The following is a 20,207-nucleotide window of genomic DNA, read 5'->3' as shown; positions in this document are numbered from 1 at the left end:
GCCAGGGGCCGGGGCCGGGGCGGCGGGGGCGGTCGGCCGGAGGCGCGCTTCGTAAGGGGCGGGCCGGGTTCAGGATTCTGCGGGCTCCGTGCCGGAGAGGCCGAATTCGTGGTTCAGGCGGTCCCAGAAGCCGTTGCGCAGGGCACGACGCAGGTCCTCGTGGGGGCGCAGCGAGTATTGCAGGACACTCTCGGCGTCCACGAGCAGGCCGCGGTCGATGGCCTGCGGCAACATCGGACCGGGCATCAGGTCGGCCAGGTTCTCCCGGCCGCGCACCACCAGCCAGCGCTCGGCGATCTCCTGGCCGATCCGCCACGCCTGTTCGGCGGTCGGCGGACCGCCGGGTTGCACGGTCAGCACGCCGGCGTGCGTCGGCGGCAACATCACCGGCGTCACGCACGTCTCGCAGAATTCGCGGTGCAACATTCGGGTGACGTCGGCCTCCCACACCAGCGGGTCGGCCTGGTTGGTGCCGTACGCGGGTTCGACGCCCCACAGATGCACCCGTACGCCGTAGGACTGGGCGGCCTCGACCGCCGAGACCAGGTCCTCGTCGCCACTGATCACCACCGCGTCGTCGATCGCGTGGTTGCGGGCCAACGATTCGAGGTCGCTGCGAATCAGCGAATCGACGCCCTTTTGCTGGTTGTGCGCGTTGAGGTTGCCCAGTCGTACCTTCACGTCGGGGAGTTCGGCGATCTGCCGCTGCTCCACGGTGTGCACCCGCTCGCGCGCGCCGTCGTACCAGTACACCCGCAGCAGCCGGCCCTCCGGGAACACCCGGCGGGCCTCGTCGATCAGGCCGGTGATCAACTGCTCCGCGTCCACCCGGAAAGCCCGGCGTTCGGCCGAGCCGGCGACGAGCAGGCCCATCGCCGCGTACACGTAGCCGACGTCGACGAACAGCGCGTGCGTCCCGAAGTGCAGCGGCGGCGAAACCGATCGCACCAGGACGGCCGGTCGGGTGAACGGGTCGGTCAACTCCGCCAGTGCTCCGGGGGCGCCCTCGAAACCCGCGACCGGGTGGTCCTCCAGCGGACCGCCGTGCTCGGCGCCGAGGTCCTCGCCGGATTCGTGCACCACGGCGCCGAAGGCCGCCGTGGCACCCGTCCGGACGTCGTCCTCTCCCGGATCGTGCAAAGTCTCGTCCTCCCGTGGCGGCCGGGTGCCCGGCGCCTGGATGCGCGTCGATGTGTTCAGACCGCATTGTCCTATGCCGGCCGCCGTCGCGTCCTCGCTTGCCTCACGCGCGATGTCGCGTCATGCGTCACGTGTAAGCCATCGGATGTCAGGAAAGGAACATTTCAGTCATGGGAATGCTATCGGTGTGACCGCTGTTGTTCAGTGCGGTGCCGGTTGTGACCCCTGTCGGGTCTTACCCGATCCTCACGGATCCCGGCACCGATCCTTGTGAGCGGGGCTGCCGGCATGACCGTGTCGCCCCGCGCTACTTCGGACCAGAGGGAAGGGAGACGCACATGCGTTACCGAATCACCAACCTCAGCCGAGCCCAGGAATCGACCGGGTCCAACCCGGCCAACTGCGCCGTCGTCGACATCGACACCGTACAGGCGGCCCTGAAACGGGCCGAGGCCTACGGCGAGCGCCTGTACATCCGCCCCGTGAAGACGGCGGCGGACGTGGGTTGATTTTCGACTGAGGCTGAACCGAGGGCGCTCCCCGCACGGGGAGCGCCCTCGTCGTATCCGGACGCGACCGGGTCGGGGTGCGGGCCGGCTCAGTGGCCGCGGGTCACCCACGCGTCGTAGTCCGTCGCCTCCGCGCCGATCGTCGTCTCGTCGCCGTGGCCGGTGAGCACGCGCGTGCCCTCGGGCAGGCCGAGCAGGCGCCCCTTGATCGACTCCAGGATCACCGGGAACGACGAGAACGAGCGCCCCGTGGCGCCGGGGCCGCCCTTGAACAGCGTGTCGCCGGAGAACAGCGCGGCCAGGTCCGGGGCGTACAGGCAGACCGCGCCCGGTGCGTGGCCCGGAGTGTGCAGGACCCGCAGGTCCAGGCCCGCGACGGTGATCACCTCGCCGTCGGCCAGGTCGACGTCCGGCGCACGGTCGGGATACACCGCGTCCCACAACATGCGGTCGCTCGGGTGCAGATGGATCGGCGCGCCGGTGCGTTCGGCCAACTCGGCGGCGGCGTTGATGTGATCGTTGTGGCCGTGGGTGAGCACGATGCCGGTCACCGTACGATCGCCCACGCCCGCCGCGATGGCCGCCGCGTCGTGCGCGGCGTCGATCACCACCACCTCGCGGTCGTCGCCGACGATCCACACGTTGTTGTCCACGTCGAAGTCCTGGCCGTCGAGCGAGAACACGCCCGAGGTGACCACGTGGTCGATGCCGGCCATCAGAGGATCACCACCGAGCGCAGCACGTCGCCGTGGTGCATCTTCTCGAACGCGGCCTCGACGTCGGCCAGGGTGATCCGCTCGCTGACGAACGCGTCCAGGTCGAAACGACCCTGGCGGTACAGGTCGATCAGCATCGGGAAGTCGCGCGAGGGCAGGCAGTCGCCGTACCAGGACGACTTGAGCGCGCCGCCGCGGCCGAACACGTCGAGCAGGGGCAGTTCGAGCGTCATGTCCGGGGTGGGCACGCCGACCAGGACCACGGTGCCGGCCAGGTCGCGGGCGTAGAACGCCTGCTTGTAGGTCTCCGGGCGGCCGACCGCGTCGATCACCACGTCGGCGCCGAAGCCGCCGGTGAGTTCGCGGATCGCCTCGACCGGGTCGCCCGACGTCGAGTTCACCGTGTGCGTGGCGCCGGCCCGGCGGGCCCACTCCAGCTTGCGGTCGTCGAGGTCGACGGCGATGATCCGCGCCGCGCCCGCGAGCCGGGCACCGGCGATGGCCGCGTCGCCGACCCCGCCGCAGCCGATCACCGCGACCGTGTCGCCGCGGCCGACGTTGCCGGTGTTCACCGCCGCGCCCAGGCCCGCCATCACGCCGCAGCCGAGCAGGCCGGCCGCGGCGGGGTCCGCCTCGGGGTCGACCTTGGTGCACTGTCCGGCGGCGACCAGGGTCAGTTCGGCGAACGCGCCGATCCCGAGCGCGGGGCTCAGCTCGGTACCGTCCTCCAGGGTCATCTTCTGCGTGGCGTTGTGCGTGGCGAAGCAGTACTGCGGACGGCCGCGCCGACACGCGCGGCAATTACCGCACACCGCACGCCAGTTCAGGATCACGAAGTCGCCGACGGCCACCTCCGTGACACCCTCGCCGACCGACTCGACGATGCCGGCGGCCTCGTGGCCGAGCAGGTACGGGTACTCGTCACCGATGCCGCCCTCGCGATAGTGCAGGTCCGTGTGGCACACGCCGCACGCCTGCACCTTCACCCGCGCCTCGCCCGGACCCGGGTCCGGCACCACGATGGTCTCGATCGAGACCGGTGCGCCCTTGGCGCGTGCGACGACGCCGCGTACCGACTTGCTCATGTCCTCCGCCTCTCCCCAACCACCGGCTGCTGCCTTTCGCACCCTATGGCTTCGCCGCGATGAAACCCCGGACCCCGTCCGCGCACAGCTGTACCGCGATCGCCGAGAGCAGCAGGCCCGAGAGCCGGGTCACCAGGACCACGCCGCTCTCCTTGATGATCTTGATGATGCCGAGCGAGAAGCGCATGGTCAGCCACAACACCACGTGGATCGCCACGATCGCGATCCACACCCCGAGGTACTGACCGGCGCCGTGCGCCTTCTGCACGCTGACGATCGCGGCCACGATCGCACCAGGGCCGGCCAGGAGGGGTGTGCCGAGGGGCACCAAAGCGACGTTGACGTCCTTGTTCTCGGTCGGCTCCTCGGCCTTGCCGGTGAGCAACGACAGTGCCACCAGCAGCAGGAGCAGACCTCCGGACACCTTGAGCGCCGGGATCGACACGTGCAGATAGTCGAGGATCTTCTGACCGAACAGCCCGAAGACGGAGATCACGCAGAACGCGACGGTGGCCGCCTGCCAGGCCATGCGCTTGCGCACGGCCTGCGGTCGGCCACCGGTGAAGCTCAGGTACAGCGGGATGATGCCCGGCGGGTCCATGATCACGAAGAGGGTGACGAAGGACGAGCCGAAGAGAGTGACGTCGAACCAGTTCATGGGGTGAGGGGTCTTGCTCCTGTTGCCAGTTCCGCGATCGCCCCGTACGACTCTGGATCTGTAGTGATTTCTCCGAGATTGATCGTTTTGCGGGTGCCATGGTAGTCACTCGAACCGGTGGTGATCAGCCGCAGCTCGCCCGCGAGACCGCGCAGGTGTGCCCGCATCGTGTCGTCGTGGTCCATGTGGTCCACCTCGATCCCGGCCAGACCCGCCTCGGCCAGCTCGGCGATCGTGGCGTCCGAGACGGTGCGCCCGCGCGTGACCGCGCCCGGGTGGGCGAACACCGCGGCGCCGCCCGCGCCGGTGATCAGCCGTACCGCGTCGGCGGCTTCGATCTCGTACTTGCCCACGAACGCCCGTCCGCCGTCGCGCAGCCACTCGGGAGTGAACGCGGCGGACACGTCCGCGACCACGCCCGCCTCGACCAGGGCGGTGGCCACGTGCGGCCGGCCCACCGCGCCGCCGCCCGCGATCTCCCGCACCCGCTCCCAGGTGATCGGCGCGCCCAGCTCGCGGCAGCGCGCCACCATCGCCTCGGCCCGGCGGACCCGGTCGGTGCGCACCAGCTCGCGCGCCCGGGCGAACTTTGGCTCGGCGGGGTCGAACAGGTAGCCCAGCATGTGCAGACTGATCCCGCCCTCGGCCACACAGGAGATCTCCGCGCCGCGCACCAGGGTCAGCCCGTCGGGCAGCGCCTCGGCCGCCTCCGCCCAACCCGCGGTGGTGTCGTGGTCGGTGAGCGCGACCACGTCGAGGCCGGCCGCCCGGGCCTTGCGGACCAGGTCGGCGGGCGCGTCGGTGCCGTCGGAAGCGGTGCTGTGGGTGTGCAGGTCGATACGCACGCGGACCTCGTCTGCGGGAGGGTCGATGGACGCTCCCGACCCTAGGGTGTACCGGATCGGCGAGCCCGTACGGCCCCGGTCCCCGCAGGTCAGCAGTCGAGCAGTTGCGGGGACAGCGCCCCGCACGGCAACAGCTGCAACTCGGCCCCGGCGTCGCGCAGATCGGTGAGCACGACGTCGTCGTAGACGAGATGCCCCGCCTTGCCCGGCCACAGGATGGCCCACAACCACAGGCCCATCGCCTCGCCCGCGTACACCGCGCGGTCGGCCGGCGCGTCGGTCACGCACCACAACGGGGTCGGCCGACCGGCCGCCATCACCTTCGCGGGCGCGGACTTGACGAAGTCGCCGCCCGGATCGTGACCGGGCAACCCGGCGTAGCGGGCGCCGAGTCCGACCCCCAGCTCCTCGGCCACGAGCACCAGTTCGCCGCGTCCGCCCAGCGGCGCGGGACCGGTACAGGCGACCGCGACCGCTCGCGAGCCGCCGCGATCGTCACCCGCGTGGGCAACGCCGGTGTAGAGCCAGCCGACCGGCAGCGGCCAGGGCAACCAGACCGGCACCCGGGAGCGGCGCACCACCGCGTCCAACGCCTCGACACTGGGCGGCACGACGGGTTGCAGCGGAGGCACGGCGCCATGGATCTCGCATTCCCACGTCTCCGAGAACAGACCCGGAGCGCGGACCCGGCCGCCGCAGCGGGGGCAGCTCGGCTCGCCCTTCATAGGACAAGACGGTCCACTGCCCGAGGCTTCGCGTCAAGGACGATCACTCCTTCGGTGCGTCCGGACCGCCGACCGGCGTACGACCGCGCACAGCACGCCGGATGAGCGCGCCCACGCGCCCCCCGCGCTGCTCGACACCGAATCCGGCGGCGCGGCCCATCGGGATCCGTTGCACGGGGGCTAGGCTCGGAGGCATGCGGCTCATTTCCTGCGTCGGTGCGATCGTCCTGGACTCGGAGGGACGGGTGCTCCTGGTGCGACGCGCGAAAATGCCGGGCGAGGGACGGTGGTCGCTGCCCGGTGGGCGGGTCGAGGAGGGTGAGACCGACGCGGTCGCGCTGGCCCGGGAGATGGTCGAGGAGACCGGGCTCGAGGTGACCGTGGGACCGCTGGTCGGCTCGGTGTTGCGACCGGCGCCCGACGGCGGCACCTACGAGATCCGCGACTACGCCTGTACACCCCACGGCGGCACCCTGCGCGCGGGCGACGACGCCGACGCGGTGCGCTGGATCGCCGCCGGCGAACTGGGCCGACTCGACCTGGTCGACGGCCTCCTCGACGCCCTGCGCGAGTGGAACGTCCCGGGGGTGGCATGAGCGGCCCCGCACGCTTGCTGGTGGTCGGCTCGATCAACGCAGACCTGGTGGTCCGGGTGCCGGCGCACCCCCGCCCGGGCGAGACGGTCCTCGGCGGCGACCTGGCGGTGCACCCGGGCGGCAAGGGCGCCAATCAGGCGGTGGCGGCGGCGCGGCTGGGCGCCGACGTGGCACTGGCCGGCCGGGTGGGCGACGACGACCACGGCCGCATGCTGCTCGCGACGCTGCGCCGGGAGGGCGTGCGTACCGAGGCGATGCGCACCTCGCCCGGCGCCTCGGGCGTCGCGCTGATCACGGTCGACGACGCGGGCGAGAACGCCATCACCGTGGCTCCCGGAGCCAACGCCCGCTTCGGGCCGACGGACGTCGCCGACCTGGTCCCGGCGATCGAGGCCGCCGCGGTGGTCTCCCTGCAATTGGAGATCCCCCTCGACACGGTCCGGACGGTGATCGAACGCTGCGCGGCGGCGCACACCCGGGTGGTGCTGAACCCGTCGCCGGCCGTGTCGAGGCACGTGCTGACCTCCGGGGCGCTGCTCGGGGCCTGCGACCCGCTGGTCCTCAACGAGCACGAGGCGACCACGATCGCGGGCGAGGGCAACGCCCGCGACGCGCTGAAGGTGTTGCGGGCACTCGACCCGAGCCCACGTTCGATCGTCCTGACCCTGGGCCCCGCCGGCGCACTGATCACCGAGGGCGGCGCGGAGCCGCTGCACATCCCCGCGCCGGCGGTGACCGCCGTCGACACCACGGGCGCGGGCGACGCCTTCACCGGCGCCCTGGCCTGGCGCCTGGCCGCCGGCGACGACCTGCCCACCGCGACCCGGTACGCGGTCCGCACAGGCGCGGCCGCGGTCCGCCGCGCGGGCGCCCAGTCCTCCTACCCGACACCCGACGAACTGCCGTGAAACGACCGTCCGTCCCTTCGCGTCGACCGGGCGGGTCGCGCGCTCTCCGCAACGACCCGCCCGCACTCGATCCCGCGGGTTCCCGCTCGGCCCTCGATCAGCCCTCGATCAACTCGGGTCGCCCGGGCTGCTCGCCGCCACGCTTCACCCCGTAGCTCTCCTTGGGCACCATCACCTTGCGCTTGAACACACACACGAGCGTGCCGTCCTGCTTGTAGCCCTTGGTCTCCACGTAGACGACGCCCCGGTCGTCCTTGGACTTCGACTCCCACTTGTCCAGCACGAGGGTCTGACCGTAGAGGGTGTCCCCGTGGAACGTGGGTGCCACGTGTCGCAGGGACTCGATCTCCAGGTTGGCGATCGCCTTGCCCGAGACGTCCGGCACCGACATGCCGAGCAGCAGTGAGTAGATGTAGTTGCCCACCACCACGTTCCGACCGAAATCGGTGGTCTTCTCGGCGTAGTTGACATCCATGTGCAGCGGGTGGTGGTTCATGGTGAGCAGACAGAACAGGTGGTCGTCGTACTCGGTCACGGTCTTCCCGGGCCAGTGCTTGTAGATCGCACCGACCTCGAACTCCTCGTAGTAGCGGCCGAACTGCATCTCGGTCCCCTCTCACCTGGTAACACATCGAACAGGACGCGTCACGTCGAACGCTCGTCGAACCCGATTCGGGTACCCGCCCCTGGGAGGTCGGGTGGCGACGGATCGACGGGCACGTCGACGGATGCGTTCGAGAATAGGGAGCCGACCACGCCACGCAGTAGGGGGCGCCCGGTGACGTGGGTCATGGACAAGCCCTGTGAACCCGCTCACCCGGTCGCGAACAGTCCTGCGACGGGCGGTGCCGCCGGGCTACCGCGAGAGGTCATCGTGTGCGCGCGTGCATACACCGTGATCATGGTCCGGCGGCGGGGGCTCGCATGGCGACGAAGGATTTCCGGGTCGATCCGGAGCAAATCAGGGGAACGATTCCGGCGTTCGCCACTCAGGCGGAGCGACTGCGCGTCGCCGCCGAGACGTTCAAGCGAGAACTCGCCGAACCGGGCGCCCCATGGGGCGACGACGACAACGGGCGAAAGTTCGGCACGCCCTTTCTCGAGAGCCAGGTCGCCATCATCAAGAGCGCGGACATCCTGGCCCAGGGCATGGCGAGCATCGGTCCCACGCTCGCGGCCTTGGCGGACAACGTCGTACGCGCGGATCAGGCCAATGCCGAGAAGCTGAGCTGAGCGGGGCACCGCCATGGGCTGGGGGATCATCGAGGACGCCGTCGAGGCGGGTGTCGACAAGGTCGGCGACGCGGTCGGCTTCGTCGGGCTGCTGTTCGTCCCCGACGTCAATGTGATCTCGGGCGCCGCGATCACGGCGGCCACCAACATCGCGCGCGGCGCCGCGATGGCCGCCGGGCTCGCCGTCAGCGAGAGCGTACTGGCCATCATCGGTTCGATCGCCGGCTCCGCGGTCGTCGGCGCGGTCCTGTCGGTGACGCTGGACCTCGCCGTCGCGCAGCCCGTGAAGATCGCCCTCGGCGCACAGGACGGCATCACCCTCGATCACCTCGCCTCGACGGCGGCCTACGGCGCGGGCGGCGGAGCCATCGCCGCCGGCTTCTCGTCCGGCGCCGCCCAAAGGACTTCGAACCGTGGATGGGTGGTGGCTCGTGAGTGAATCGGCCGAGGATCGAGAGCGTGATCGTGACACGTTGGAGGCGATCATGCTGGGGATGGCTCGCGGAGAGCTGCCCGAGTTGACGTGTCGGGTGTGCGGGACCCCGATCCGGTATTCGCAGATCCTCCGCGACGAGAACCGGGTGGTCGGCCTGCGGACGACCTGTTCGTGTGGGCATTCCAGCGGCGTGATCCGGGGCATCCGAGGTCGGCGGACGCGAGGTTCGGCCGGGCTCGGCGGCTCAGGTCAGCGGCACCGCGCGGCGGTTGGGGTCGCGGAGGTCGGTGGCGTGGTGGAGCCATTTCTCCTGGAGGGCCTCCGCGCCCTGGGCGCGTTTCCAGGCAGCCTCCGCGGGGGTCATCGGGAGCAGGGGGAAGAAGCGGACCGGGTCGGCGGGAGGCGGCAGCGGCAGGTCGGCGACCAGGCCGCCGGGTTCGGCGACCAGGACCGCGTGGAACGCGCCGCCCTCCCACAGCGGGCCGCCCAGGTCGAGCGACGCGCCGGGGGCGATGACCAGGCCCTCCACCTGCGGGGTCGCGCCGAGCACGGCCAGCGGGCGCAGCACCGAGTCGTGGCCGCCGCGCACCGAGAGCACCAGTTCCGCCCGCGGGCCCGCGACCGGATCGGCGAGCGCCGCCGCCGGATCGGCCATCGGCGCCCGGGACATGCCCACCGTGGCGTACCGGACCACACCCTCCGCGTCGGGACCGAAGCGCAACACCTCGATGCGATCGGCCCCCACGAAGGTGACGCCGGCGCGGCCGGTCGGCGCGCCGAAGGCCGCCGTCAGATGCGCCTCGACCTGCGGAGTGGGGTCGATCGGCTCGGGTCCCGGCGTGAAGTCGAACATGCCCGCATGCTAATTCGCCGTCAGGAGCCGCACGCGCCAAGGCCGTCGCGGCCGTGGCGAGGTCACTCTGGTGTACTCTGCATAGTCGGCCCGCAGGACGTACGACGTCCGCGCGCCATCGGATGACGGATGCGTCCTCGCCCGGCCCGCCCGGTCGGCGCCCGAGGACTTCCCCCAGCGGGGACCGGCCGTGGGAGGTGATCGTGGTGCATACCAGCACACCGTGCAGTACCGGCGGCTCACCCGATCTTCCCCGATCCAGTCGCGCGCCCCGCCCTTTCTGAGGGTTTCCGAGACCTTCCCCGGATTCCGACCGCCGCTCGTGGCGGCCCGGTTCCCGTTCTCCGAATGTCCTCCGTGACGGGGCGTCAGGATCTTTTGCCGTTCTTTCGGTGATTCGTTCCGCTTGCACGTGTCAACGCTCCCCCGGCCTGCCCGCCGCGGTGGTCGGCGTCGGCGTGTGCCGGTCATCCCAGGAGCCCGTCATGTCGATGATCCGCGACCTCCGCGCCGCAGTCCGCCCGCACCGCCGCACCCCGCTGCCGTCGAGCACGCCCGTGGCGACCGGGAACTGTGTGGTGGACTGCGCCGTGTATCGCGACGGCCATCGCCTGGACGGCTACGCGAACCCCGACTCGGCGATCCACGAGGTGCGCCGGGGCGGCGGCTTCGTCTGGATCGGCCTGCACGAGCCCAGCGCGCTCGAACTGTCGGGTATCGCCGAACGGTTCGGCCTGCACCCGCTCGCCGTGGAGGACGCCGTACACGCGCATCAGCGACCCAAGCTGGAGCGCTACGACGACACCCTGTTCGCGGTGTTCAAGACGGTCACCTACGTCGAGCACGAACAGCTCTCCGCGACCAGCGAGATCGTCGAGACCGGCGAGATCATGGTCTTCCTCGGCAACGACTTCGTGGTCACCGTGCGGCACGGCCGGCACGGCGCGCTCGGCGATCTGCGCTGTCGCCTGGAGGACGGCACCGACCTGCTCGCCGCGGGCCCCTCGGCGGTGCTGCACGCGGTCGCCGACCGGGTGGTGGACACCTACCTCGACGTCGCCCAGCTCATCCAGGACGACATCGACCAGGTCGAGAACGACGTGTTCGGCGGCGGTGGCGCGGGCGACGCGGGCCGGATCTACCAGCTCAAGCGCGAACTGCTCGAACTCAAGCGCGCGGTCGCCCCCCTCGCCCGCCCGCTGCACGCGCTCGCCGAGCGGCCGATGCGCCAGGTGCACCCCGACATCCGCGAGTACTTCCGCGACGTCGAGGACCACCTGTCCCGGGTCGGCGAACAGGTGGCGTCGTTCGACGAGTTGCTGACCTCGATCCTGCAGGCCAACCTCGCGCAGGTGACGGTCGCGCAGAACGAGGACATGCGCAAGATCTCGGCCTGGGTGGCGATCTTCGCCGTGCCCACGATGCTCGCCGGGGTGTACGGGATGAACTTCGAGCACATGCCCGAGCTGAAGTGGCGGTACGGCTACCCGATGACGTTGTCGGTGATCGTGGTCGTGTGCACGCTGATGCACCGGGGCTTCCGCCGCAACGGCTGGCTATAGCGGGCGCGGCGGGCCTCGGGGGGCGGCCCCGGGGCGCCGACCCGCCTACAGCTCCAGTCGGCCCACCAGGTTGCGCGCCCGCTCGGCCAGGTCGGGCCGCACCACCACGTCGTAGCGCGAGGCCACGATCTGGCTGGTGGAGACGAAGTCCCGGCGTCCGCCCAGCGCCTTGTACCCCAACCAGCCGAACAGGGCGCCCGCGGCGATGCCCCAGATCAGGCCCATCAGCACCAGCCAGAGCCACCCGTGCGCGCGCACCGCGAAGATGCCCAGGAACAGCCCGATCATCAGCCCGAACCACGCACCGCTCGCCGCGCCGGACGCCGCCGCCTTGCCGGCGGTGAGCCGACCCAGCACGTTCTCGACCATGCGCAGGTCGGCGCCGACGATCGCGGTGTTCTCCACCGGGAACTCGTGGTCCGACAGATAGTCGACCGCCCGCTGGGCACCCGCGTAGTTCGTGTAGGACGCGATGACCTGGCCGGTGTTCGCCAGGTCGGGCCCGGGCGCACCCGCGCCGGGAGGAAGGTTCTGACCGAACATGCTGCCGCCTCGCCTGAATGCCGGCCGAATCCCGGCCCGTATGGTCGTTCGACCGGGAGCCTGTACCCGACAGGATCCGTGACAACACGCGGCCAATGGGCCGAATGGCCGGCAGCGCCCAGGTGTGCGGCGGCCGGCGGTGGCCGGCCGGCGGCTACCCCGCCAAGACCTCGCGCACCGCGTGGCCCACCGCGTCCGGGCGGTCCAGCATGACGAAGTGGGCGGAGTCGTCCAGCACCTCGCAGCGGCCCTGCGGGGACAGGTTCGCCAGGGTGCGCAGGGCCCGGACCCAGCGGGCCCGGGCGGCCAGGCTCTCGTAGCCCCCGGCGGCGGCCAGCACCCGCATCGGGACGTCCGGCAGCGGTGCGACCCGGCGCAGGTCGGCGAGTTCGGCGGCCACGTCGAAGTACGTGGTGTTCTCGGTGAGCGCCGCCGCGAAGAACCGCCCCGAGCCGTACGACCCGCGCACCCAGCGCGCGTCCGCCACGTCCCGATGCCGGCGCGACTGGGTGAACAGGATCGACCGTCGCGCCGCAGGCCCGATCGCCCGACTCACGCCGGTGACCCGCATCGCCCCGCCCAGCGCCCTGGCCGCCCGGATCCGGGCCTGCCGGGCGGGTCGCGGGCGCGGCTTCTCCTCGTTGCTCGGGTCGACCAGGACCAGGCCCGCCGTGCGCTCGGGGTACATCCGGGCGAAGCCCTCGACGTGGAACGCGCCGAGCGAGTGGGCGAGCAGGACGTACGGGCCGGGCAGCGCGAGCGCGTCGGCCAACGCGGCGATGCGGTCGGCCTCATGAACCAGCGTGGGCGGCCGCGGGTCGGGCTGCGAGTAGCCCAGGCCGGGACGGTCGAAGCGCACCACGGTGCAGTCGGCGGTGAGCAGCGGCACCACCGGATCCCAGTCGAACCACGCGCCGCCGAGCCCACTGGTGGCGATCACCACGGGCCCGGCGCCTTCGCGGACCACGTGCAGCGCGGTCCCGTCGATCCGGACGAACTCCCCGGGTGGTACCGGTACCGGGTGTCTCGCGACCATGGTGGGCTCCCCGTCACTCGAGGTTGCGCGTGTCGCCATCATCGGTCGCCGGCCGGGCCTCGCTGCGCAGCGACGCGACCGCTACGCCAACCGAGCCGATACCGGACCCGGTTGGCCGCCGGCCCAACCGGGCGCGGCGGCACCACGTTCCGATCGTTGGACCGGTTGCGTCGCGCCTCGCGCCCCGCCCGACGGGGATGGTTCCGAGTTCGACATCGAGCGGCTGTATCGGGACGCGTCGGCCCCGCTCGCAGGGATGTGTGGCTCCCGTCCCGAGATCCGGGGTGGGAGCCACGACCCGGGCTCTCAGCCCTTGAGCTTGTAGTCCTCCAGCAGCCGCCGGCCGATGATCATCTTCTGGATCTCGGCCGTACCCTCGCCGATCAGCAACATGGGCGCCTCGCGGTACAGGCGTTCGATCTCGAATTCGCGCGAGAACCCGTACCCGCCGTGGATCCGGAACGCGTCCTCCACGACCTCCTTGCAGTACTCGGAGGCCAGGTACTTGGCCATCCCCGCTTCGAGGTCGTTGCGCTCGCCCGCGTCCTTCTTGCGCGCCGCGTTGACCATCATCGCGTGCGCGGCCTCGACCTTGGTGGCCATCTCGGCGAGCTTGAACTGGATGGCCTGGTGCCCGGTCAGCGGCTTGCCGAAGGTCTCCCGCTGCTGCGCGTAGCGGATGCCCAGCTCGAACGCGCGCTGCGCGACCCCGCAGCCGCGCGCGGCCACGTTCACCCGGCCCACCTCGACGCCGTCCATCATCTGGTAGAAGCCCTTGCCGGGCACCCCGCCCAGAATGCGATCGGCCGGCACCCGGCAGTTGTCGAGCACCATCTCGGTGGTGTCGACGCCCTTGTAGCCCATCTTGTCGATCTTGCCGGGGATGGTCAGGCCCGGGCGCGTCTCGCCGAAGCCGGACTCCTTGTCGATCAGGAACGTGGTCATGTTCCGGTAGACCGAGTCCTCGCCCAGCTCGGTCTTGGTCAGCACCGCGACCAGGTTGGCGCTGCCGCCGTTGGTGAGCCACATCTTCTGACCGTTGAGTACGTAGAACTCGCCGTCCGGCACCGCCTTGGTGCGGATCGCCGACACGTCCGACCCGCAGTGCGGCTCCGACATCGAGAACGCGCCGCGGATCTCGCCCTCGGCCATCTTCGGCAGGTAGTACGCCTTCTGCTCGTCGGTGCCGTGCTGCTTGATCATGTACGCGACGATGAAGTGCGTGTTGATGATGCCGGACACGCTCATCCAGCCGCGCGCGATCTCCTCGACCACCAGCGCGTAGGTCAGCAGCGACTCCCCGAGGCCGCCGTACTCCTCCGGGATCATCAGGCCGAACAGGCCCATGGCCTTCATGCCCTCGACGATCTCCGCCGGGTATTCGTCCCGGTGCTCCAGCTCGGTCGCGACCGGAATGATCTCCTTGTCCACGAACGTGCGGACGGTGGCGAGGATCTCCCGTTGGACTTCGGTGAGTCCGTCGGTCTGTGCGAGGCGGCCCATGGGCGGCGCTCCTTCCGTCTGCGCATGTCCGGGCCCCACACCCTCGGGGTCCCGGCCACGCTTCTGGCTTAGAGAGTTACCGGGGAGTATCCACGAGCGCGCCGGGTCGCGACAGAGGGGGTCCGTAACGCGGGCACCCCGATTTCGAACGATCTGTCGGCCGATCGGCCCCGCTCAGACCGCCACGCCCGCCCGCCACACCGCGCGCACCAGCGGTACACCGGGCCGGTAGGCGAGGTGGACGTGCGAGGGCGCGTCCAGCTCGACCACGTCGGCGCGCGCCCCCGGCCGCAGCACGCCCACGTCCGAGCGACGCAGCGCGCGCGCACCGCCGGCGGTCGCCGCGTACAGCGCCTCGTCGGGCGTCATGCCCATGTCGCGCACCGCGAGCGCGATGCAGAACGGCATCGACGTGGTGAAGCTGGAGCCGGGGTTGCAGTCGGTGGACAGCGCCACCTCTGCACCGGCGGCGAGCAGCCGGCGGGCGTCGGGGTAGACCGCGCGGGTGGAGAATTCCGCGCCGGGGAGCAGCGTGGCCACCGTGTCGCCGGCCGCGAGCGCGTCCACGTCGGCGTCGTCGAGGTGGGTGCAGTGGTCGGCCGAGGCCGCGCCCAGCTCGACGGCCAGTCGTACGCCGGGCCCGTGCCCGAGCTGGTTGGCGTGGACGCGCGGGATCAGGCCCTTCGCCTTGCCGGCGGTCAGGATCGCCCGCGCCTGGTCGCCGTCGAACGCGCCGCGCTCGCAGAAGACGTCCACCCAGCGGGCGTGCGGCGCGCAGGCGTCGAGCATCGGGCCGGTGACCAGGTCGACGTAGCCGGCCGGGTCCTCGGCGTATTCCGGCGCGACGATGTGCGCGCCGAGGTAGGTGGTCTCGGCGGTGAACGCCGACGCGATCCGCAGCGCGCGTTCCTCGTCGGCGACGGTGAGGCCGTAGCCGGACTTGATCTCGATCGTGGTGGTGCCCTGTCGCGCCGCCTCGCCGACCAGCCGGCCGGCGTTCGCGGCCAGCTGCTGCTCGCTCGCGGCCCGGGTCGCGGCCACCGTGGTACGGATCCCGCCGGCCCGGTACGCCTGGCCGGACATCCGCGCGTCGAACTCGGCGGTGCGGTCCCCGGCGAAGACCAGGTGCGAGTGCGAGTCGACGAAGCCGGGCTGGACCGCGCGGCCCTCGGCGTCGTGCCGGGTGTCCGCGTCCGGGGCGCTCGCGGCGGCCCCCACCCACACGATGCGGTCGCCGTCGAGCACGAGGGCCGCGTCCCGGAGCAGGCCGAGGGGGCCGGCGTCGAGGTCGGGGTCGTTGGTGACCAGCGAGCCGATGTTGGTGATCAGGGTGGTGGCCACGCGCGAGTGGTCCCTTCGGTCCGGGGTGGCGGCCGTTCGCGGCGGAGCGGCCGGGTTGCGAGGGAGACGGCCGCTCCGCAGGGGAGCGGCCGTGGATCAGCGGAACAGATCGTGAATTGCCGTGGTCAGCGCCTGCGGGACAGCCTCCACGAGCTGGTGCACGCCGTCGCGGACGACCACCCGGCCGTCGACCAGCACGTGGGTGACATCGCCCGCGGCGGCGGCGAACACGGCCCCCTCGCCCGCCAGTCGGGGCATGGTGCCGGCCAGCCGCACCGAGTCCAGACCGATCGTGGTGAGGTCGGCCAGGGCGCCCGCCTCGATCCGGCCCGCGTCCGGCCACCCGAGGGCCCGGTGGCCGACGGTCGTGGCGTACGCCAGCAGCGCGGCCGAGGTGAAGTGGCCGCGTCGCCCGGTGCGCAGGCGTTCGTCGAGTTCGACCGCGCGGGCCTCCTCGAACAGGTCGATCACCGCCTGGCTGTCGCTGCCCAGGGACAGCGGCACCCCGGCCCGGACCAGGTCGCCGGCCGGGCCGATGCCGTCGGCGAGGTCGCGCTCGGTGGTGGGGCAGAAGCAGACCCCCGCCCCGGACCGGGCCAGTGCGGCGATGTCGGCGTCGGTGAGGTGGGTGGCGTGTACCGCCGTCGCGTTCGGGCTCCAGAACCCGTGCGCGTCGAGCAGCGCGGTGGGGGTCAGCCCGTAGTGCGCGACGCACGCCGCGTTCTCGGCGGGCTGCTCGGACAGGTGCACGTGTACCGGCACGCCCTCGGTCCGCGCCGCCCAGCCGGCGTAGTCGTCCTCCTTGGCGAACGCCCGCACCGAGTGGATGGCCGCCCCGATCCGGGTGTTGGCGTCGCCGCGCAGCGCGCTCCAGCGCTCGTACCAGCCGTCGGAGCCGCCGTCGCCGAAGCGGCGCTGCACGCCCGCCAACGGCTGATGGCCGTCGGCGGTCAGACCGCCGTGCAGGTAGCAGGTGTCGAGCAGGGTGAGCCGCACGCCGGCCTGCCGGGCCGCCTCGATCAGCGCGTGACCCATCGCGTTCGGGTCGTCGTACGGCGTGCCGTCCGGGCCGTGGTGCAGGTAGTGGAACTCGCCCACGGAGGTGATCCCGGCCAGCGCCATCTCGGCGTACACCGCCCGCGCGAGCGCGAGGTAGGTGTCCGGGTCGAGCCGGCCGGCCGCCTGGTACATCTGGTCGCGCCAGGTCCAGAAGGTGCCGGTGCCGGACTGGGTGCGCCCGCGCAGCGCCCGGTGGAAGGCGTGCGAGTGGGCGTTGGCCAGGCCCGGCAGGGTCAGTCCGGGCAACACCGAGGCGCCCGCCGGCACCGGGCGGTCGGGGGTGACCGAGGTGATGCGGCCGTCGGCGATCGAGAGCACCACGTCGCGCTCGATCCCGGTGCGGGTCCACACCAGTTCACACCAGTATTCGCTCACACCGCGTCCTCGCTCGTCAGGTCCGTCACCACGTCGGCCAGCGCCGCCACACCCGCGAGGCAGTCCACCATCTCCGCGCTCTCCGCCGGCGAGTGCGACACGCCGGTGGGGTTGCGGACGAACACCATCGCGGTGGGCACGTGTGCGGACAGGATGCCCGCGTCGTGGCCGGCGCCGGTGGGCAGGATCGGCGCGCCGCCGAGCCGCTTGGCGATGCGGTCGCGCAGCGGTGCGGCGAACTCGACGATCGGCGTGTACGACTCGCGGGCGACCTGGACGCAGACCGCGTCGCGCTCGCCGCGCTCGGTGGCGGTGCGGATGATCTCGCCGACCACCTCGTCCAGGGTCTGCTCGTCGGCGGCGCGCGCGTCCAGCCAGCCATGCACCTCGGACGCGATCGCGTTGGCCGCGCCGGGGCGCGCGTCGACCTTGCCGAAGGTGGCCAGGGCACCGGCGAGATGGGCCTTCTTGCGGGCCGCGAGCACCGTGTTGGCGTAGGTGAGCATCGGGTCGCGCCGGTCCTCCAGGCGGGTGGTGCCCGCGTGGTTGGCCTCGCCCCGGAAGTCGAAGCGCCAGCGCCCGTGCGGCCAGATCGCCGAGGCGACGCCCACCGCGCGGTCCCGGTGCACCAGGTCGCGGCCCTGCTCCACGTGCAGTTCGACGAACGCGGCGATGCGGCCGAGCCGTTCGGGGTCGGGCCCGATCGCGGCCGGGTCGAATCCGGCGCGCTCCATCGCGTCGCCCAGGAACACCCCGTCGGCGTCCTTCAGCGCCCGCGCCTGCTCCGGTGTCAGCACCCCGGCGGACAACCGGGATCCGACGCAGGCCACGTTGAACCGGGCGCCCTCCTCGTCGCCGAAGTTGACGATGCCCAGCGGGCGGGTCGGCTCCTCGCCGCGCTCGCGCAGCAGGTCGAGCGCGGCGAAGGAGGAGACCACGCCCAGCGGTCCGTCGTAGGCGCCGCCGTCGGGAACCGAGTCGAGGTGGCTGCCGATCACGACCGCGTCGGGGCCGGTCGCGGTCCACGCCCACTGGTTGCCGTTGCGGTCCTCCTCGTACAGCAGTCCCCGGCTCTCGGCCTGCTCGCGAAACCACGCGCGGCACTCGGCGTCGGCCCCGGTCCACGCGAAGCGGCGATAGCCGCCGGACGCGGCGCGACCCACCGGGAGCAGGTCGCGCCACATCGCCTCGAAGCCGGTGCTCACGCGTCGCCTTCCCGCATCGGCACCCGCACACCACGCTCGTCCGCGACCTCGCCGGCCAGGTCGTAGCCCGCGTCGACGTGGCGGATCACGCCCATGCCGGGGTCGTTGGTGAGCACGCGGCGGATCTTCTCGCCGGCCAGCGGCGTGCCGTCGGCGACGGTGACCTGGCCCGCGTGGATCGAGCGGCCGATGCCGACCCCGCCGCCGTGGTGGATGGACACCCACGAGGCGCCGGAGGCCACGTTGACCATCGCGTTGAGCAGCGGCCAGTCGGCGATCGCGTCGGAGCCGTCGAGCATGCCCTCGGTCTCGCGGTACGGGCTGGCCACCGAGCCGCAGTCGAGGTGGTCGCGGCCGATCACGATCGGCGCGGCCAACTCGCCGGAGGCGACCATGTCGTTGAACCGCTCGCCGGCCCGGTCCCGCTCGCCGTAGCCGAGCCAGCAGATCCGCGCGGGCAGCCCCTGGAAGTGCACCTTCTCCTGGGCCAGCTTGATCCAGCGGGCCAGCGACTCGTTCTGCGGGAACAGGTCGAGCACGGCCTTGTCGGTCTTGGCGATGTCGCGCGCGTCGCCGGAGAGCGCGGCCCAGCGGAACGGGCCCTTGCCCTCGCAGAACAGCGGCCGGATGTACGCCGGGACGAAGCCCGGGAAGTCGAACGCCCGCGTGTAGCCCGCGAGTTGCGCCTCCCCACGGATCGAGTTGCCGTAGTCGAAGACCTCGGCGCCCTTGTCCTGGAAGCCGACCATGGCCTCGACGTGCCTGGCCATCGACTCGCGCGCGCGGTCGGTGAATTCGGCGGGCTTGGTCCGCGCGTATTCGGCCATGTCCTCGAACGCGACGCCGACCGGCAGGTAGGCGAGCGGGTCGTGGGCCGAGGTCTGGTCGGTGACGATGTCGATCGGGGCGTCCATCGCGAGCAGCTGCGGGACCAGTTCGGCGGCGTTGCCGAGCAGGCCGATGGACAGCGGCCGGCGGGCGTCGCGCGCCTCGACGGCGAGTTGCAGTGCGGCGTCCAGCGTCTCGACCCGGGTGTCGCAGTAGCCGTGTTCGATGCGCCGGTCGATGCGCGAGGGGTCGCAGTCGATACAGATGACCACGCCGCCGTTCATGGTGACGGCCAGCGGTTGCGCGCCACCCATGCCGCCGAGCCCGGCGGTGAGGGTGATGGTGCCCTCCAGGCTGCCGCCGAAGCGCTTGGCGGCGACCGCGGCGAAGGTCTCGTAGGTGCCCTGGAGGATGCCCTGGGTGCCGATGTAGATCCACGAACCGGCGGTCATCTGGCCGTACATGGTCAGCCCGGCCGACTCCAGCCGGCGGAACTCCTCCCAGTTGGCCCAGTCGGGCACCAGGTTGGAGTTGGCGATCAGCACGCGCGGCGCCCACTCGTGGGTCTGCATCACGCCGACCGGACGGCCCGACTGCACGAGCAGCGTCTCGTCCTGCTTCAGCGTGGTCAACGTGCGGGTGATCGCCTCGAAGGAGCGCCAGTCGCGGGCGGCCTTGCCGGTGCCGCCGTAGACGACCAGCTTGTCCGGGTGCTCGGCGACCTCGGGGTCGAGGTTGTTGAGCAGCATCCGCAGGGCGCCCTCCTGCTGCCAGCCCCGGGTGGTGAGCGTGCTGCCGCGCGGTGCGCGCACCTCGCGCGGTCCTGCGGTGTGGTCCGACATGGCGGCGCCCCTTCTGTTTCGGCGTGCATCGGTCCGTGTGCGGAACCGGATGCGGATCCGGATGGGAATCTGTATGAAAACATTCAGTCGCTTTCGAAGTGAATCTATCTGTTCCATGAGGTGGCGCCAAGAGAGCCGGCCGCGTGGACCGCACGCGGACCGCGACAGCGCGGGATTTGACCCATCCGGTGCCATTTCCGACGCCCGGT

Annotated in this window: 21 protein-coding genes; 6 read left to right on the top strand and 15 right to left on the bottom strand. The window is 71.7% G+C overall.

All coding sequences use genetic code 11. The annotated features are described in order from the left end of the window. Positions 1-69 precede the first annotated feature (69 nt). Positions 70-951 carry an NYN domain-containing protein gene (locus ACH4XV_RS07960; RefSeq protein ID WP_395788634.1) on the bottom strand — a complete coding sequence of 294 codons (882 nt, stop codon included), beginning with the start codon at positions 949-951 and terminating at the stop codon, positions 70-72. A gap of 527 nt (positions 952-1,478) precedes the next feature. Here ACH4XV_RS07960 and ACH4XV_RS07955 point away from each other — a divergent pair. After that, positions 1,479-1,649 (top strand): hypothetical protein, encoded by a 171-nt coding sequence (locus ACH4XV_RS07955; protein ID WP_395787584.1) that lies wholly within the window; start codon positions 1,479-1,481, stop codon positions 1,647-1,649. Between the two features lie 89 nt (positions 1,650-1,738). Here the strand turns inward: ACH4XV_RS07955 and ACH4XV_RS07950 are convergent, their stop codons facing one another. From ACH4XV_RS07950 to ACH4XV_RS07930, 5 genes are all read right to left on the bottom strand, one after another. Next, positions 1,739-2,368, bottom strand: a complete 630-nt coding sequence (locus ACH4XV_RS07950) for an MBL fold metallo-hydrolase (RefSeq protein WP_395788633.1) — start codon at positions 2,366-2,368, stop codon at positions 1,739-1,741. Next, positions 2,365-3,450, bottom strand: coding sequence for an S-(hydroxymethyl)mycothiol dehydrogenase (locus ACH4XV_RS07945; protein ID WP_395787582.1), 1,086 nt, complete (start codon positions 3,448-3,450; stop codon positions 2,365-2,367). Before ACH4XV_RS07945 ends, ACH4XV_RS07950 begins: the two co-directional genes overlap by 4 nt. Before the next feature lie 43 nt (positions 3,451-3,493). After that, positions 3,494-4,108 carry a MarC family protein gene (locus tag ACH4XV_RS07940; protein ID WP_395787580.1) on the bottom strand — a complete coding sequence of 205 codons (615 nt, stop codon included), beginning with the start codon at positions 4,106-4,108 and terminating at the stop codon, positions 3,494-3,496. Then, positions 4,105-4,953 (bottom strand): PHP domain-containing protein, encoded by an 849-nt coding sequence (locus tag ACH4XV_RS07935; protein ID WP_395787578.1) that lies wholly within the window; start codon positions 4,951-4,953, stop codon positions 4,105-4,107. The genes ACH4XV_RS07940 and ACH4XV_RS07935 overlap by 4 nt, the downstream gene beginning before the upstream one ends. Positions 4,954-5,042: 89 nt before the next feature. Beyond that, positions 5,043-5,678, bottom strand: coding sequence for a DUF6758 family protein (locus ACH4XV_RS07930; RefSeq protein ID WP_078975557.1), 636 nt, complete (start codon positions 5,676-5,678; stop codon positions 5,043-5,045). A gap of 194 nt (positions 5,679-5,872) precedes the next feature. On the opposite strand from ACH4XV_RS07930, the gene ACH4XV_RS07925 reads away from it, so the two are divergent. After that, on the top strand, positions 5,873-6,274 hold the full coding sequence (locus tag ACH4XV_RS07925; protein ID WP_395787576.1) for an NUDIX hydrolase: 402 nt from the start codon (positions 5,873-5,875) through the stop codon (positions 6,272-6,274). Further along, the gene (locus ACH4XV_RS07920; RefSeq protein ID WP_395787574.1) at positions 6,271-7,182 is read left to right on the top strand and encodes a ribokinase; all 912 of its coding nucleotides are present in this window, start codon (positions 6,271-6,273) and stop codon (positions 7,180-7,182) included. Before ACH4XV_RS07925 ends, ACH4XV_RS07920 begins: the two co-directional genes overlap by 4 nt. Positions 7,183-7,279: 97 nt before the next feature. On the opposite strand, the gene ACH4XV_RS07915 is transcribed toward ACH4XV_RS07920, so the two are convergent. Beyond that, a complete protein-coding gene (locus ACH4XV_RS07915) occupies positions 7,280-7,786 on the bottom strand; it encodes a MaoC family dehydratase (protein WP_380037085.1) in 507 nt (168 codons plus the stop codon). A gap of 320 nt (positions 7,787-8,106) precedes the next feature. Here ACH4XV_RS07915 and ACH4XV_RS07910 point away from each other — a divergent pair, with 320 nt between their 5' ends. Both ACH4XV_RS07910 and ACH4XV_RS07905 read left to right on the top strand, forming a co-directional pair. Next, positions 8,107-8,415 carry a WXG100 family type VII secretion target gene (locus ACH4XV_RS07910; protein ID WP_395787572.1) on the top strand — a complete coding sequence of 103 codons (309 nt, stop codon included), beginning with the start codon at positions 8,107-8,109 and terminating at the stop codon, positions 8,413-8,415. A gap of 13 nt (positions 8,416-8,428) precedes the next feature. Further along, the gene (locus ACH4XV_RS07905) at positions 8,429-8,854 is read left to right on the top strand and encodes a hypothetical protein (RefSeq protein WP_395787570.1); all 426 of its coding nucleotides are present in this window, start codon (positions 8,429-8,431) and stop codon (positions 8,852-8,854) included. A gap of 241 nt (positions 8,855-9,095) precedes the next feature. Here ACH4XV_RS07905 and ACH4XV_RS07900 read toward each other — a convergent pair whose 3' ends face one another. Then, positions 9,096-9,704 (bottom strand): suppressor of fused domain protein, encoded by a 609-nt coding sequence (locus ACH4XV_RS07900; RefSeq protein WP_395787568.1) that lies wholly within the window; start codon positions 9,702-9,704, stop codon positions 9,096-9,098. Positions 9,705-10,189: 485 nt separating this feature from the next. On the opposite strand from ACH4XV_RS07900, the gene corA reads away from it, so the two are divergent. Next, positions 10,190-11,266, top strand: coding sequence for a magnesium/cobalt transporter CorA (gene corA, locus ACH4XV_RS07895; protein WP_395787566.1), 1,077 nt, complete (start codon positions 10,190-10,192; stop codon positions 11,264-11,266). A 45-nt stretch (positions 11,267-11,311) separates the two neighbouring features. Here corA and ACH4XV_RS07890 read toward each other — a convergent pair whose 3' ends face one another. The 7 genes from ACH4XV_RS07890 to hutU all read right to left on the bottom strand — a co-directional run bounded on the left by ACH4XV_RS07890 (position 11,312) and on the right by hutU (position 19,998). Next, positions 11,312-11,809: a general stress protein gene (locus tag ACH4XV_RS07890; protein WP_395787564.1), complete on the bottom strand. Its 498-nt coding sequence runs from the start codon at positions 11,807-11,809 to the stop codon at positions 11,312-11,314. Between the two features lie 154 nt (positions 11,810-11,963). Next, entirely contained in the window at positions 11,964-12,845 is an 882-nt protein-coding gene (locus ACH4XV_RS07885) for an alpha/beta fold hydrolase (protein ID WP_395787562.1), read from the bottom strand. Between the two features lie 306 nt (positions 12,846-13,151). Beyond that, complete coding sequence (locus ACH4XV_RS07880; RefSeq protein ID WP_395787560.1) at positions 13,152-14,348, bottom strand: acyl-CoA dehydrogenase family protein; 1,197 nt, start codon at positions 14,346-14,348, stop codon at positions 13,152-13,154. Positions 14,349-14,522: 174 nt separating this feature from the next. Then, on the bottom strand, positions 14,523-15,689 hold the full coding sequence (gene hutI / locus ACH4XV_RS07875) for an imidazolonepropionase (protein WP_395787558.1): 1,167 nt from the start codon (positions 15,687-15,689) through the stop codon (positions 14,523-14,525). 96 nt (positions 15,690-15,785) lie between these two features. Next, on the bottom strand, positions 15,786-17,123 hold the full coding sequence (locus ACH4XV_RS07870) for a formimidoylglutamate deiminase (RefSeq protein ID WP_395787556.1): 1,338 nt from the start codon (positions 17,121-17,123) through the stop codon (positions 15,786-15,788). Continuing rightward, complete coding sequence (locus tag ACH4XV_RS07865) at positions 17,120-18,307, bottom strand: allantoate amidohydrolase (RefSeq protein ID WP_395788631.1); 1,188 nt, start codon at positions 18,305-18,307, stop codon at positions 17,120-17,122. Before ACH4XV_RS07865 ends, ACH4XV_RS07870 begins: the two co-directional genes overlap by 4 nt. Positions 18,308-18,324: 17 nt before the next feature. Then, complete coding sequence (hutU, locus tag ACH4XV_RS07860) at positions 18,325-19,998, bottom strand: urocanate hydratase (RefSeq protein WP_395787554.1); 1,674 nt, start codon at positions 19,996-19,998, stop codon at positions 18,325-18,327. Positions 19,999-20,207: the final 209 nt, after the last annotated feature.

This window comes from Embleya sp. NPDC020630, assembly GCF_044334985.1.
Lineage (GTDB): Bacteria > Actinomycetota > Actinomycetes > Streptomycetales > Streptomycetaceae > Embleya.
The sequence above is the reverse complement of the archived record's forward strand: the minus strand, read 5'-3'. Positions and strand labels throughout refer to the sequence as shown.